This window comes from Niallia nealsonii (assembly GCF_002835805.1).
In the GTDB taxonomy this organism is placed as follows: Bacteria; Bacillota; Bacilli; order Bacillales; family Cytobacillaceae; genus Niallia; species Niallia nealsonii.
Window position 1 is genome coordinate 13321 of the sequence record NZ_PISE01000046.1, and the last position, 15576, is coordinate 28896.

Annotated in this window: 13 protein-coding genes; all 13 read right to left on the reverse strand. The window is 35.7% G+C overall.

What is annotated here, in order from left to right:
- Positions 1-43: 43 nt before the first annotated feature.
- Positions 44-1333 carry a cell division protein FtsA gene (gene ftsA, locus CWS01_RS18450; RefSeq protein ID WP_101178676.1) on the reverse strand — a complete coding sequence of 430 codons (1290 nt, stop codon included), beginning with the start codon at positions 1331-1333 and terminating at the stop codon, positions 44-46.
- Positions 1334-1539: 206 nt separating this feature from the next.
- A complete protein-coding gene (locus tag CWS01_RS18455) occupies positions 1540-1890 on the reverse strand; it encodes a small basic family protein (RefSeq protein WP_101178677.1) in 351 nt (116 codons plus the stop codon).
- The gene (locus CWS01_RS18460) at positions 1890-2615 is read right to left on the reverse strand and encodes a DUF881 domain-containing protein (RefSeq protein ID WP_235852111.1); all 726 of its coding nucleotides are present in this window, start codon (positions 2613-2615) and stop codon (positions 1890-1892) included. The genes CWS01_RS18455 and CWS01_RS18460 overlap by 1 nt, the downstream gene beginning before the upstream one ends.
- Before the next feature lie 202 nt (positions 2616-2817).
- Entirely contained in the window at positions 2818-3519 is a 702-nt protein-coding gene (locus CWS01_RS18465; RefSeq protein WP_101178678.1) for a DUF881 domain-containing protein, read from the reverse strand.
- On the reverse strand, positions 3516-4283 hold the full coding sequence (locus tag CWS01_RS18470; RefSeq protein WP_101178679.1) for a cell division protein FtsQ/DivIB: 768 nt from the start codon (positions 4281-4283) through the stop codon (positions 3516-3518). Before CWS01_RS18470 ends, CWS01_RS18465 begins: the two co-directional genes overlap by 4 nt.
- A 585-nt stretch (positions 4284-4868) precedes the next feature.
- Entirely contained in the window at positions 4869-5969 is a 1101-nt protein-coding gene (spoVE, locus tag CWS01_RS18475) for a stage V sporulation protein E (RefSeq protein WP_101178759.1), read from the reverse strand.
- A gap of 179 nt (positions 5970-6148) precedes the next feature.
- A complete protein-coding gene (gene murD / locus CWS01_RS18480) occupies positions 6149-7501 on the reverse strand; it encodes a UDP-N-acetylmuramoyl-L-alanine--D-glutamate ligase (protein ID WP_101178680.1) in 1353 nt (450 codons plus the stop codon).
- Positions 7502-8476 (reverse strand): phospho-N-acetylmuramoyl-pentapeptide-transferase, encoded by a 975-nt coding sequence (gene mraY / locus CWS01_RS18485; RefSeq protein ID WP_101178681.1) that lies wholly within the window; start codon positions 8474-8476, stop codon positions 7502-7504.
- 1 nt (position 8477) lies between these two features.
- Entirely contained in the window at positions 8478-8918 is a 441-nt protein-coding gene (locus tag CWS01_RS18490; protein ID WP_101178682.1) for a hypothetical protein, read from the reverse strand.
- On the reverse strand, positions 8915-10381 hold the full coding sequence (locus CWS01_RS18495) for a UDP-N-acetylmuramoyl-L-alanyl-D-glutamate--2,6-diaminopimelate ligase (protein WP_101178683.1): 1467 nt from the start codon (positions 10379-10381) through the stop codon (positions 8915-8917). The genes CWS01_RS18490 and CWS01_RS18495 overlap by 4 nt, the downstream gene beginning before the upstream one ends.
- A 496-nt stretch (positions 10382-10877) precedes the next feature.
- Entirely contained in the window at positions 10878-12791 is a 1914-nt protein-coding gene (locus tag CWS01_RS18500) for a stage V sporulation protein D (RefSeq protein ID WP_101178684.1), read from the reverse strand.
- A gap of 256 nt (positions 12792-13047) precedes the next feature.
- Entirely contained in the window at positions 13048-15198 is a 2151-nt protein-coding gene (locus tag CWS01_RS18505) for a penicillin-binding protein (protein WP_101178685.1), read from the reverse strand.
- Positions 15198-15560 carry a cell division protein FtsL gene (gene ftsL, locus CWS01_RS18510; RefSeq protein ID WP_101178686.1) on the reverse strand — a complete coding sequence of 121 codons (363 nt, stop codon included), beginning with the start codon at positions 15558-15560 and terminating at the stop codon, positions 15198-15200. Before ftsL ends, CWS01_RS18505 begins: the two co-directional genes overlap by 1 nt.
- Between the last annotated feature and the right edge of the window lie 16 nt (positions 15561-15576).

Consider the following 15576-nt stretch of genomic DNA (forward strand, 5'->3'; position numbering starts at 1 on the left):
TGAAGTACTATTTTAATTTTAGCAGGCTATAAACCTTACCGCATCAATCAAAAAAATACCCCATAAACTTTTTAAATTTTGATGATCCTTTTTCTTGTGCCTGTTTTTCATAAACAGGGGCTTCGTTTGTTTGTTTTTGAATTCTTTTTTCTTTGTGTTCTTGAGCAGCCACCGGAACCGCTTGATGAATGTGCCCACCTTGAAGCTTATTGTTTTTATAGGAGAATTTAATTAAACCAACTGCAGTTGAATACTGAGGCTCTCTTACTCCGATATAATCAGGAATGGCTATTCTAACGCGATTTTGAAATACATCTTGTGCAAGTTCTAAAATCCCTTTTGTATTAGCAACACCACCTGTTAATACAAATCCACCAGGTAAGTCATATACTCTTAATCTTTTTAATTCCTCTACAACTAATTCAAATAATTCTTCTATTCTAGCTTCTATAATATCAGAAATCTCCAATTGATTAAATTGTTGATGCTGATCGCTCCCAATAATTGGAACACTAAACACTTCATCTTCAGACGCATGATCATAAAAGGCATAACCATACTTCACTTTAATTTTTTCCGCATCATCTGTAGTTGTGCGGAGTCCGATGGAAATATCTTTTGTTATATGTTCTCCTCCAAGTGGAAGAACACTTGTAGTTCTTAAAAAACCATTTTCAAAAACTGCAACAGTAGTAGAGCCTCCCCCAATATCTACAAGTGCAACTCCAAGATTTTTTTCATCCTTGGATAATGCAAAGGAACCAGCAGCTAAAGGCTGCAAACAAATATCAACAATTTCAAGTCCTGCTCTTTCTACACATCTTAATGTATTATGTAAAATTGTTTTGCTTCCTGTAATGATGATACCTTCCATTTCCAGCCGAACACCAATCATTCCTTTTGGATCTGTAATTTCCTCTAATCCATCAACGATAAACTGTGTTGGAATGATGTCAATTATTTCTCTTTCAGGCGGGATGGAAACTACTTGTGCTGCCTCTTTTACTCGCATAACATCATCAACTGTAATTTCGCGATTTTCGCTTGATACCGCTACAACCCCATGTGAAGGCTGCAAACTAACATGATTTCCCGAAACGCCAACAATTACTTGTTTAATTTCTATCCCAACCATTCTTTCTGCTTGTTCTATTGCTTTCCGAATGGAATGAACTGTCTCATCTATATCCACAATGGAACCCTTTTTTAATCCTTCAGAAGGTACGATGCCTACTCCAATAATGTTTAAAGATTCATTCATCATTTCACCGATGATTACCTTTACGCTGGATGTACCGATGTCAAGACTTACATAAAATTCATTGCTGTTCATTCTCGGGCACCTCCTTTTGCTTTTAAATATAAGTGAACAACAAATTATATTATTTGGACGAACAATTCGTTTTACTTGATGGGAAATCCTTCACCTTTTGCTTCACTAAAGATAAGGTTGTCCTTCCTAATCAGTTTGTAAATTTATTTTACAGTAACTATTCGCCAAAAATTAATGTATTCCCTTTTTTATCAATTATTTTTTTTCTAGTTTTCGTGTTTCTTTTCCCACCTTGATAAAATAAGTCTTCTTATCACTGCAATATTTTGAAACAAGCGTACACCAAACGCAAATATGGCAGCTAAATATAAGTCTACACCAAGATGAACACCGAGAAAAGCTAAACTTGCTGCCAATAAAATATTAAAAAAGAAACCGGAAACAAATACTTTTTCATTATATAAGTTTTGCAAATGTGCCCGTATTCCTCCAAATAAAGTATCAAGTGCTGCAAGCACTGCAATCGATAGATAATTTTCATACTCCTTTGGAATCGTAATATCCGAAAGCAAACCAAGTGCAATTCCTACAATTAAGCCAAAAAAAGGTAGCCACATTAGGAATCTCCTCCTTTATCCATAACCGGCTCCATATAACGAATGACCATATTTTTTTTATAGGCAGGAATCGTAATTTCTGCTGATTTTTTTACTGTTATAAGGAGGTTATAAGCAAAAAAGTCATCTGCTGAATTAGAAACCTTCATTCGATTATATAATTCTCCTGCAGCTTGTTCATCCTTTGCCAATACTTTTACTTCTAAAGGAAGAGTATTTAATGCATTTCCATCTATTTTCGTTTCCATATTAATATCTCTAATAGCACTTGTATTAACATGTCTGTTTCCATTAATCGATACTTCTTGCGCTCCATACATATTCAATTCATTAATCAGCCTTCTTATCAATCCAGCGTTTACTTTGCCTGCTTTTTCTCCCAATAATAGCTCTTTATCAATAGAATCAATGGTCAAAATAATCCCTGTTCCTTTAATACTTGTTAGTCCCATCGCTTCTTTTAACTCTATGATGGTTTTTTCTAATACCTTTTCTTTTATTCTCCGTTCATCATTGGCATATTGATCCAATTTATCATTTGTCGAACGAATCTCTTCTAGGAGGGTTAATTCTGCCTCCTTTTCTTTTAATAAATCTTGTCTAAGCTGGAAGTTGTCTCTTGTATCACGAACTTTCGGCTCATCATTTATCGTTTGAAACTGAACCGCAATCATAAAGCCAATAATTAAAGAAATGAAAGTTATAGTAAAAAGCTGCTTATTCACACTTCTTCCAACTTTCTTGCAACCATTTATAAACTAAGCCCTCTGTGCTAAAAATATTCATTTTACCTTTCCTTTCTAGCTTGAGGAACGCTAAATAAAATGAACTCATTAGTTAACATAGTTTTTTCAGTAGAATATAATCCAACTTCATAGGCTAACATGCAAAAAGGATATATGACTTACCTTGTATCGCAGGATTTATTTATCTGCCAATTAATGCATCCATTTGAATCGCTGTTTTTTTCTCAAGGGTAAATTTTACATTTTCGTTTACTAATAAATCTTTTATCCCACCTGCTATATTAAGAGCATCGGCAAGTACATTGTAGTCCCCGATGGCTGTAATGACAAATGGCGCAGGATGCTGATATCCATCCACTTCAATAACAGGACCATTGCAAATAATATAAGAATCACGGGACAATCTTTGCCCATTAATGCTAATAGCTTCTGCCCCTGCGACATATAATTCATTAACAACTTGAAAAATATGATGTTCGTGAACTAAATAGTTATTGACATTTTCGTTATTCGGAATATAGTCGCCATCTTCAAGAGTGACTGAAATGCCTTCCCCTTTCACCGGCACTTTTCCAACATACATCCGATAATCCTTTGCCTCGCTTGCAAGGACAGAAAATTTTTTTGCTTCATTCGATAATTCTTTTTCATAGCTGACTAATTTTGTTTGCGATTTTTTTAACTGCTGCTCTAAGTCATTGTTTTTCTTCTCTTGAGCAATTAATTCATTTCGCAGTGCTAAATCTCGTTCAAACTGGCTGTCGCTGATTTTTGGTTTTTCTTTATCTTCACGGGCTATTTGGTAGGCAAAAGAAACAATAAATCCTAAAACAAGAAATACAAAGGAAAATATGACATGGCTTCCCTTCCTTTTCTTTTTCACTTTTCCTTTTCACCTTCCCCTTCATACGCTTTAAAATAAGAACCTACTTCTAAATCAATTATGCCTTTTTTCTCAGGATTCAATTGACTTATTATTGATGGATAATGCTCCATTTTTTCAGAAAAGGTATCTAGTGAAGCTGAAACTTCAAATCCGTCATTCATAAAAGCATTAATATGAAAAGCGTCTGCTTTTTTGGGCGTAGAATGAATTTCAGAGATTGTGTTATAAACTTCTTTTGGAAGCTTGTTTAGCTCTTCAGCCATTTTATTTAATACTTTCCCTTCCTTAAATCCAACGATGATAGGAGCATCTGAAGGTGTTTCTTCTGTACTGCTCTCTTTTAGCATCTTGCCTGATTCACCAATTGGAATATAAGATGTTCCCTTAGCTAAATAGGCTAATCTTTTATGTTCTTTTACCTGAATCACAAGAGTGTTTGGCAAAGAAATAGACACCTCTGAATCCTTCACTTCAGCAAAAGCATTAATCTTTTTTTCTACCTTTTCTTTGTTGATTTTCCAAATATTATCATCATTTGTTATACCGCTTAATTTTTCAATTTCTTCATCTTGAATCAATCTATTTCCTTTTACCTCAATTGCTTTAACACGACTAAGAGGAGATTGAAAATAAATAATGCATATAATTAAAAGAAAAAAAAGAAGAAGTAAAAAAATCAGTCGACGATTTGCTTTCTTTCGACGCTGTTGTTTTAATTTAGGAATTCTATCTTCTATGGAAACCACTTTGCTTTTTTCCAAAAAATAATCACCTCAAAAATAAAAAACTGGATAAGTGCTTGTCTCCTTCGCTTGTAAAAAAGAATCTTAAAAAAATCTATCACTACTAGTTTCTTTTTTTCTTTGCCAATTCCTTCTTCTACCTGCTATGTATATTGGATAATGGATCAATTGATCAATTGATCTGCACTTTTCAACTTTTTATTATAACATAAAAATAATTTGGATAAAGGGAAATTTCCATCAGCAAAGCCTTCTGTCCCCTACAGATAATGAATAACCTTAAAAAGTTTACAAAGACCACTAAGTAACATACCCCATTGTACTATAAATGAAACTTTTTTTTACTCGAATAACAAATTGATAACTATTTGTAATATATTTAGAGAAGAGGATAGGGTGCATGCTTATTAAACCCTTTATTTCTCTATCTCTTCTCCATCATAAAAAAGAACAAGATAGTTTCCTCTTTCAACTTCCTCTTGTTAAAGTTTTTAGGCTTTTATTACAAAACTGTCTTATTTCACATCTTTTTGTAATGGCCAAGACAAAAAAGATGCTTCTATATACTTTTCCATAGAAACATCTTTAATATATATAGTCAACTTAGTACCTGGAATATCTACTGACATTCAGCAGTATTCCGATCGCGATAAGCATAAGGGTTAAAGAAGAACCTCCATAGCTTAAAAAAGGCAGGGTGATTCCAGTTACTGGCATTAATCCAGATACTACCCCTATATTAATCATTACTTGAATAGCTACCATTGCAATAATTCCTACCGCTAAAAAACTGCCAAATAAATCTTGTGCTCCCAGTGAAATACGGATTCCTCGCCATAATAACAAAGCAAAAAGCAATAGAATTAATGATCCTCCAATAAAACCTAGCTCTTCCGAAAGAATGGCAAAAATAAAATCAGTTTGCGGCTCAGGCAAATAAAAGAATTTTTGTCTGCTTTCTCCGAGCCCTAAACCAAATAATCCGCCAGGACCAATCGCATAAAGAGACTGGATAATTTGAAATCCGCTCCCAAGTGGATCAGACCAAGGATCAAGGAATGAAGTAATCCTTTTCATCCGGTATGGCGCACTTGCCACAAGGCCAACAAACCCCGCCAGTCCAATTAATCCTAATATGACAAAATGGCGAATTCGTGCCCCTGCAATAAAAATCATTACAACACTTGTCCCGACCATAACAGTACCTGTTCCTAAATCAGGCTGCATCATAATCATGCCAAATGCTAAAAATACAATACCTAAGGCTGGAAGCAATCCTCTTTTAAAAGAAGTAATATTTTTTTGATTGTCCGATAAAAATTTAGCCAAAAAAGCAATCATTGCTATTTTCATAAACTCTGAAGGCTGAATGGAAAATGCTCCTACTCCAATCCAGCTTCTTGACCCATTTCGTACATTCCCGATGCCTGGAATCAATACTAGCACTAATAAAACAAAACATACAATCACCATCACTTTTGCATAAGTTCGCCATGTCCAATAATCTACATTCATAATAAAGAACATGGCCACAATTCCAACACCTGCAAAAAGCATCTGTCTTTTCGCAAAGAAAAAGGAGTCGTCGAATTTATAGTCTGCCCATATAGCACTAGCGCTGTACACCATAATTAATCCAATCGCAAGCAATGTAAATGTGATAATGATTAAAATTATATCTGGAGTCGTTTTTTTTGTCGGCACTTTTTCCACACCTCGAGCTGCAAGTATTAGGGCTTGCAATAGACTTGATTCTTCCTTTTATAAATGCGTCAAGTTATTTAGAAAAAACGCTATTCTTTATAACTTCGCTTTATAAAAGAAAGGCAAGTTTATCAATCGTGGTGTACATTCATATCTTATGTAGGTAGCAAAACAAGCCCTTATTTAAGCTTATGCACCGCATTTATAAAAATGTCTCCTCTTACCTCAAAAGTTTTATATTGATCCCAACTTGCACACGCTGGAGAAAGAAGAATGACATCCCCTTGTTCAGAAAAGTCAAAGGCTGCTGGTACTGCTTTTTCCACATTATCGACACGTTGGATGTTTTTTATTCCAGCCATCTTTCCTAAGCGCTCCATCTTTTCGGCTGTCTCGCCAAATGTGATCATTGCTTTTACATTTTTTAAAGCAGGCAATAGTTCATCGAATTCATTGCCTCGATCCAAACCCCCTGCAAGCAAAATAGTTGGCGCACTGAATGCTGCTAAAGCATTTTTTGTTGCCAATATATTGGTTGCTTTTGAATCATTGTAAAATCTGCGCCCTTTTATTTCGCCAATATATTGGAGGCGGTGCTTAACCCCTTCAAACGTATTTAACACAGCAATAATGCTTTCATTTTTTGCTCCAGTTAATTTTGCTGCAGCCACAGATGATAATATATTTTCTAAATTATGAGCGCCTGGCAGCACAATATCTTTTACGTCCATTATTTTTTCATCATGGAAATAAATGCTTCCATCTTTTACAAATGCCCCAAGTTTTAATTCACGTTGGGCTGAAAAAGGAATAATCGTTGCTTTGGAGCGGCGAGCAATATCCATTACTGCCTCCTGTTCGATATTAACAATTAAATAATCTGCTTCCTCTTGGTTTTTAGTGATATAGCCTTTTGCTTTTGCATATTCTTCACGAGTTCCATGATAATCTAAATGCGCATCATAAATATTAGTGATGATTGCAATCTTCGGCTTAAATTGATCGATACCCATTAATTGGAAAGAAGATAACTCAATGACAATATTATTATCTTTTTCTGCCATTTGTGCAACATCTGATGCAACTGTACCAATATTCCCTGCAATAAGAGGTTTTTTATTGTCCTCTTCTAACATATTAAATAAAAGCGTTGTAGTAGTTGTTTTTCCGTTTGAACCAGTGATCGCCAAAAACGGCGCTTCTGAAACACAGTAAGCAAGCTCCACTTCTGTTATAATCGGAATACCTTTTTCCATTGCTCTTTGTATCATTGGATTATGATAAGGAATCCCTGGATTTTTCACAATTAATTGAAATCCTTCATCTAATAACTCAATGGGATGGCTTCCGCAAATAACTGTAATGCCTTGTTCAAGCAACTCTTGCGCTTCTGGATTTTCATTTAGTGGTTTACTGTCATTTACCGTTACAAACGCTCCTAATTTATGAAGCAGGCTTGCAGCACTAACCCCACTTTTTGCTAAACCAAGCACTAATACTTTCTTATGATGATAATCCTTAATTTGTTTCATTTATAACCACACCTCGATATAGATTCCTAAAGCCGCAAACAATAAACCAACACTCCAAAATGTAACAACTACTCGCCATTCAGACCAGCCGACAAGTTCATAGTGATGGTGGAGGGGACTCATTCTAAAAATTCTTCTGCCAGTCGATTTAAAAGAAATAACTTGCAAAATAACGGAAAGTGTTTCGATAACAAACACACCGCCAATTAAGATAAGGATGATTTCTAATTTTGTCAGAATAGCAATAGCAGCAATCGCTCCTCCTAATGCCAAGGAACCAGTATCTCCCATAAATACCTTTGCTGGATGAGCGTTAAATACTAAAAATCCTAATACAGCTCCAACAATGGAAACAGCAAAAATACTGATTTCATATTGGGACTGACTCCATGCAAGTACAGCAAATGCTCCAAAACTAATTGCGGCAGTTCCGGAAACTAAACCATCGAGTCCGTCGGTTAAGTTGACAGCATTAGAAAATCCAACTAGCCAAAAGATGATAAACAACACATAAAAAAAGCCAAGATCAATCGACTTATCCACAAATGGAATAGATACTGCTGTAGAAAATTCTGTTTGCTTTAGCACAAAATATACAACAACTGAAATAATAATTTGTCCAAGGAGCTTTTGCTTAGATGTTAACCCTAGGTTACGTTTCATTACTACTTTAATAAAATCATCTAAAAATCCTAATAAACCAAAACCTAATAAAACAAATAAAAGAATAAAAGTTTTACTTGTTGGCTCCGAAAACTTTCCTGTCATCACCAATGTTGTGATCGTAACAGATAAAAGAATCATTAACCCACCCATCGTTGGTGTTCCTGATTTTTTTTGATGGGATTTTGGTCCTTCCTCTCTAATACTTTGTCCGAATTTTAATCTTCTCAAGAAAGGAATAAAAATTGGAGACAATAGCACTGTTATTAAAAAGCCTAATATAATCGTAAAAAAGATCACTTGCTCCAACATTTTATTCCCCTCCTTTCTGTTCTGGTTCATTTTCCAGCCATTTAGCCATTACCGATACATCATATGTTTCAAGTACTGTATTCAGACTTGTTTCTTTTTTGTAAATAAATTTTGTATGTACACTACTTTGTGTTTGTACGTTTTCTCTCATTAATTCAATCATTTTAATTAAGCCTTTCTTTATATCTTTAGTATAAAATATAGGGAAATGATTTGGTGTATAGGATGGTATCCCTTTTCCCGCTTCCCAAATAGCGCCAATTGCTCCGTTGGCAATGGCTTCTTGCAATGAACCTGATGAGTTGTCATAAAAAGGCACAAAAAGCCCTTTTGGCTGTACAACATCGGCATAAAAAGAAACGGTATGAAACATCATTGTTTCCTCTTTAAATCCTTTTGCATCTGAAATTGCTTCATTTATAAGCTTATAAGACAATGTCATTTTTTTTGCTCCTCAATGGCTTCTTTCGCTACTAGTCTATCATCAAAATCAAGAACCTTTGAACCAATTAGCTGGTATGTTTCATGGCCTTTCCCAGCAATTAAAATAACATCCCCTTCTTTTGCTTGCTCCACCGCATAAAAAATCGCTTCTTTTCGATCTTCTATTAATGTATACTTTTCGCCTCGCACACCTTCTTCCATATCATTTAAAATTTGCGCTGGATCCTCACTTCTTGGATTATCGCTCGTAAAAATAGCATGTTTAGCATGTTCACAGGCTATTTTTGCCATTAGCGGCCGTTTCGTTTTATCGCGGTCTCCCCCACAGCCCACTATTACATAAATATCCTTTTTGGCAAACTCTTTTACTGTTTTCAACGCATTCTCAAGGCTATCTGGTGTATGGGAATAATCAACGATAACAGCAAAATTTTGCCCGTTATAGACTGCTTCAAACCTTCCAGATACCCCTTCTACATGTTCGATAGCTTTTATTATGACACTTACTGGTATACGAATAGCTATTCCTGCTGCAATACTTGCAAGGGCATTGTATACATTAAATTTGCCGATCATTTTGATCGAAACAGGAAATTCTCCAAATGGTGTCTCCAATTGAAAAGTTGTTCCTAGAGCATGAATTTGAATATTTTTTGCTCTAATATCTGCTTCATTGTCAATTCCATATGTTAAAACAAGGGCAGCTGTTTGCTGTTCGTACTCCTTGCTTACCGGATCATCACTGTTAAGAATAGCATACTTCGGTTTTTCTTGGGAAAAAGTGTTTCCGAGTCTTGTAAACAACAACCCTTTTGCTCGTTTATATTCTTCCATTGTGTCATGAAAATCCAAATGATCTTGGGAAAGATTGGTAAAAACTGCCACATCATAGTCGCAACCGTGTACCCTTCCTTCCACTAAAGCATGGGAAGATACTTCCATTACAGCCGTATCTACCTCTCGTTCTACCATTTGATGAAAAATCTTTTGCAATGTCACCGGTTCAGGTGTTGTATTTTTTGTTTCTTGGATTTCATCATTTATTTTTGTATACATCGTACCAATAATGCCAGTCTTTTGATTTGCTTCTTTTAGTATAGCTTCGACTAGATGACTAGTTGTTGTTTTTCCATTTGTGCCTGTAATGCCGATTAATTGCAAGTTTTGGGTCGGATGTTCGTAAAAAGCATCCGCTAAAATGCTGCTTGCTTTTTTCGTATCTTTTACTATAATCACAGGAATAGGCAAATCTAATGGTTTTTCTGCCACAATAGCTGCTGCACCTGCTTCATATGCATTTTGGGCAAAATAATGTCCATCTACTGTAAATCCTTTAATGCATATAAACAGACTTCCCTTTTTCACTTTACGATTATCATTTTCAATTGATACTATTTCGATATCTTCCCCATCATATAATGTGTATGGGTGAAGACTTTCGATTAACTTTTTTAATTGCATGTTTGTTGATTCCTCTTTTCTCTCACTTTCGTATGTAAAGTTAAAACACTCATAAATAGTAGTCCCCACATCAAGACATTCAAACCCCAGGTTCGGATTCACTGTACTAATAAGTTTAATTGGTACAGTTCTATATATTATATCAAAAGATAACAATGTGCCCGAACAAAACATACATTAGCGTTTTTTATTTTACATGATTGTTGACAATTACGCTATGTTCATTATTATTTTCCCATTTTTGAAAAAACATCTTTTCACTTCCCATTTCCCCACTTTTTAATCTATTTGTTTCTCTTATAAAACTATTCTACTTAAGCAAGAGATTCCTACATCTAGCTTTATAAATCAATCCCTCTCTAACAAAAAAAACGATTTATGTATGTTATCTTGTCTAACAAAAAAGAACCTTCTTATATTTTCTAACATGCCCATTTTTTTAAGACAATCGTCCTAATTTTATTTCTAAGAAAAAAGAGCGGTGCAAATTCCGCTCTTAATCATTATAGTATATACGTATCGTAGAACCTTCTGCTACTTTTGCTCCAGGTTTTGGAGATTGTTTAATAACCGTATCTCCACTTCCACTAGAGTCAATTTTTAAATTCAGAAAAATTTCACTCACTTCTTTTTTTGAAATTCCTACTAAATCTGGGACTTCAATTAACGGGGTATCTGGGTATTTATATTCCTTTTCAATTTGGTTTTTCTGTTCCTTTACTCCTAATGCCCGCAAACTATCTCCCATTATTTTCCCGACAATCGGAGCCGCAACCGTACCACCAAACTGCACTGTTCCTTTTGGATTATCGACTGCAACATAAACGACAAGTTTTGGATCATTTGCCGGGGCAAATCCAATAAAAGAAACGATAAAATTATTTTCTAAATATTTGCCTCCAGAAGCCTTTTGAGCAGTACCTGTTTTCCCTCCAACTCTGTATCCTTCAACAAAGGCTTTCCCCCCAGTCCCTTGTGCGACAACACTTTCCAATGCTTCTCTAATTTTTTTCGATGTCGCCTTGGAAATGACTTTTCGTTTTGCTATAGGTTGTTTCTCCATAATTACTTCCCCTGTTTTGGGATCAATTAATTTCTTAGCGACATACGGTGTATATAATGTACCGCCATTAATAGCTGCTGATAAGGCGGTAACTTGTTGAATAGGTGTAACTGCAACCCCCTGCCCAAAGGCGGTTGTTGCTTGCTCAACAGGACCAACTCGATCTATATTAAATAATATGCCTTTTGATTCTCCTTGAAGATCAATGCCTGTTTTTTCTCCGAAACCGAAATTGCGGATATAATTAAATAGTTTTTCCTTGCCCAAACGTTCTCCTAGTTCTACAAATCCAGGGTTACAGGAGTTTTGAACTACTTCTAAAAAACTTTGAGAGCCATGTCCTCCCCGCTTCCAGCATTTTAATCTTGCTCCCCCTACTTCCACAGAACCTGAATCAAAGAAGCGATCTTTTTCTAAATCGACTTTTCCTTCTTCCAATGCCGCTGCCAATGTAATAATTTTAAAGGTTGACCCTGGCTCATAAGCACTCCAGATTGGCAAATTTCGGTTATATACCTCAGATGAAACATTTTTGAAGTCAGCAGGATCAAAACCTGGTCTGCTCGACATTCCTAAGATCTCTCCTGTATTTGGATCCATTGCAATAGCAATAAGCGAGTCTGGATTATACGTTTGTTCCGCAATATCAAGCTCTCTTTCGATGATAGTCTGCACTTTTGTATCAATTGTAAGTTCTAAATTATTACCATTTTCAGGTGCTTCATAGTCATCTGCCATATCATTCATTCTTTGACCTTTTGCATCAGAATAGTATTGTACAGAGCCTTTTTTCCCCTTTAATTCATCATCATATTCTAATTCCAATCCGATTAATCCCTGATTATCAATTCCAGCAAATCCGAGTACATGAGATAAATAGTTGCCGAAAGGATAAGATCTTTTCGAATCTTCTCCAATATAAACTCCTTCTATATCAAGTGCTCGTACTTTTTTTGCTTTCGCATGGGTGATTTTTCTGCCTTCTGGAAGACGAACACTCATCTCTTTTTTGATTAATTGTTTATAAATGCTTTCCTTGTCCCCTTCTAACACATCTGCTAATTTTTCCGCTGCATCTGCGGGATCTTTTATTTGCCTAGGCACAATATAGACAGTTGGTGCACTAATATTCGTTGCTAATGCTACACCATTTCGATCCACTATTTCTCCCCGCTCTGGTTCAAACTGGATTTGCCTGCTCCATAAACTTTTTGCTTTTTCTGTTAATTCTTCTCCACGAAAAAATTGAACATAAGCTAATCGTAAATCAATAATAAAAAATATTGTTATACCGGCTATTAATGCTATCATCAACCGTTTTCGCACGGTAACATTGGATACACGCATAAATGAAAGAACCCTCCCTCTTTAAATGGCTCCCTTCAATATATGCTTGTACTACTAGTAATAGAACACTACCTTCTATAATACAAGGAAAAGCACTCCCTTTGGTTCGATTTCTTTTAATTTTGCTTTGAGTTCCTCCTCCTTTCGTTCTATTTTCTAACCTTTTGGTTCATTTTTTACAATAGCTATTTTTCGACAAAAATCAACATGTAAAAAAGCTGCAAAACAATAAAGAGTTATTGTTTTGCAGCTTTTGTTAGTGTGTTTTTAATGTCACTGTAAGGGTTGTATCCTCTTTCACCGTGCTACCAGCTTTAATGCTTTGCGTGTAAACATAACCGTTGCCATTTTTCTTTAATTTGATTCCATATAACTCTGTTACTTTTAAAACATCTCGGAGGGACCAGCCCTTCATATTTGGAATCGTTTTTTCTCCATCTGTTTTGATAATGACTTTTTCTCCTTCAAGATACGTATCCTGAGCCTTTGGCAATTGCTCTGTAATATTTTCTCCTTTTCCAATTACCACTGCTGTAAGACCTTTTTCTTTCAGTTCTTGTTTTGCTTCAGATATAGATAATCCCGATAAATCCGGAACTTTAATGGACTGGACTTTCGGTTTGTTTGATGGAGTAATATCCATATACTGAAGGCTGCTTTTCATCACAGCAGTAAAAATCGCAGACACTGGATCTGATCCCGTTTCTCCTGCAGCTAATTGGGGCTGCTGTACCGCTACATACATAATTAATTCTGGATCATCTTTTGGCGCCATTCCTAAAAAAGAAAAGACATAATTATTATCCCCTGATAAATAGCCACCGCTGCTTGGAATAGAAGCCGTTCCTGTTTTTCCAGCCACATCATAGCCTTTAATCGCATATTTTTGCCCGGTGCCATTTTTGCTTGTTACAACGGTCTCTAGAATATCCCGGACCTCTTTTGCCGTTTCAGCAGAAATTGGCGTGCCAACCACTTCTGTTTTTGTTTTTTTTATAACATCACCTGTTGAACCGTCAACAATTTTATCAATCACATATGGTTTGAGCATTTTCCCATCATTCGCAACAGCTGTTGCTGCTTGAATCTGCTGAATTGGTGTAATAGCTGTGCCTTGGCCATATGCAGTTGTAATTTTTTCAATCGGCCACTTATAAGCGATCGAACTAGTTGCTTCATTCGGCAAATCAATGCCCGTTTTTTTATCTAAACCGAATTTCGTCAAATACTCTCGGTATGTTTCAAATCCTAATTTTTCTTTAGCAATTTTCGCAAATGCTACGTTTGATGAACGTTGCACTCCTTCTAAATACGTAATCGTTCCCCAGCCAACTCGATTATGATCATGGATAGGCGATGAATTTTTTGTTACTTTATAAGAGCCTGACTTATATTTTTCATTTGCGTTAAAAACGCCTTCTTCTACAGCTGCTGCAAGTGTAAAAATTTTCATCGTCGAACCGGGTTCATAGGAAGACTCAATTGCTTCATTATGCCAAGAATCTGCCAATCCTTCTTTTGTTGCAGAATTAAAGGTTGGACGCTGGCTCATAGCAAGTATTTCCCCTGTTTTCGGATTAGCCACAATCGCAATCATTTTTTTAGGATTATACTCAGCAGCTACCTTTTTCATTGTATCTTCTAAAAAGGATTGGATTTTTTGATCTAATGTTAAATACACATTATCGCCATTTTGAGCGGGTGTAACCTTTTCTTTGCTTCCTGGAATAATATAGCCCCAATAATCACTATCATAAGACATGCTGCCATTTTTTCCAGTCAACAGTTTATTTAAGCTTTGTTCAATCCCCAGTTTTCCAGTTTCCGTATATTCTCCTGTTGTTTCATCTTCTTTTTCTTCCACAAAACCAACAACATGGGAAGCAAATGTTCCGTTTGGATAATTGCGTTTTTTCCCTTCAACAATGGCAATGCCAGGAAGTTTCAACTTTTCGATTTTCTTTTTTACATCGTAAGAAAGATTTTTCCCTGCGGTGCCAAACTCTACTTGTTTTGCCCCTTTTTTCGTTAAGATTCTATAAATCTCTGATTCATCTAAATCTATGTACTTAGCAAGTTTTTCAGCTGTTTTTTCAGGATCCGCTACATGAACTGGATGTTTCGGATCATTTTCGCTTAAAGTTGCATCCGTTATAGCTACTAATTTATAGGAAGAAGTATCTTCCGCAATTACCTCGCCATTTCGGTCAAGAATACTTCCTCTAGATGCTTCTAGAACTTTGCTTGTCGCATATTTTTTCTCTGCTTTTGCTGCAAGCACTTCACCTGACACTTCTCCTGTTGCCTGAATATAAACAAAACGGATCATCAATATAAAAAAGAGCAGACAGAAAAGAATAAACAAACCGGCTGCTCCATAATTAATATTTGGCTGTTTACGAGACATTATTGCACAACCTTCACATTATCTTTGCTGAAATTTAAACCTAATTTTTCTGCTACTTCCCTGATTCGTTCATAGCTGCTTAAATCTTTTACCTGAATATCTAATTCCTTATTCGATTTTTCCAATTTACTAACACTGCTCTCAGCAACTTGTATATCCTTGTTTACTTGATAAATTTCTGCCTGATTTCCGACAATTTTCACCGCTCCAAAACATAAAACTGCCGCAAATGCCACTCCAAGAAATTTTTCTCCAGGAGATAATAAGGATTTTGTACGAATAATCGCTTGTTTAACCGTATGCTTCTGCTCTGGCACTTGATATGTTTCTTGTTGTTGCAGCTTTCTAGCTAAATTGCTCATTTTATTACCTCCTGTA

Coding starts and splice junctions, on each gene's coding strand:
- CWS01_RS18500 (WP_101178684.1), bottom strand. CDS start 12,791: ATGCGTGTATCCAATGTTACCGTGCGAAAACGGTTGATGATAGCATTA.
- ftsA (WP_101178676.1), bottom strand. CDS start 1,333: ATGAACAGCAATGAATTTTATGTAAGTCTTGACATCGGTACATCCAGC.
- CWS01_RS18495 (WP_101178683.1), bottom strand. CDS start 10,381: ATGCAATTAAAAAAGTTAATCGAAAGTCTTCACCCATACACATTATAT.
- CWS01_RS18505 (WP_101178685.1), bottom strand. CDS start 15,198: ATGTCTCGTAAACAGCCAAATATTAATTATGGAGCAGCCGGTTTGTTT.
- murD (WP_101178680.1), bottom strand. CDS start 7,501: ATGAAACAAATTAAGGATTATCATCATAAGAAAGTATTAGTGCTTGGT.
- mraY (WP_101178681.1), bottom strand. CDS start 8,476: ATGTTGGAGCAAGTGATCTTTTTTACGATTATATTAGGCTTTTTAATA.
- ftsL (WP_101178686.1), bottom strand. CDS start 15,560: ATGAGCAATTTAGCTAGAAAGCTGCAACAACAAGAAACATATCAAGTG.
- CWS01_RS18490 (WP_101178682.1), bottom strand. CDS start 8,918: ATGACATTGTCTTATAAGCTTATAAATGAAGCAATTTCAGATGCAAAA.
- CWS01_RS18455 (WP_101178677.1), bottom strand. CDS start 1,890: ATGTGGCTACCTTTTTTTGGCTTAATTGTAGGAATTGCACTTGGTTTG.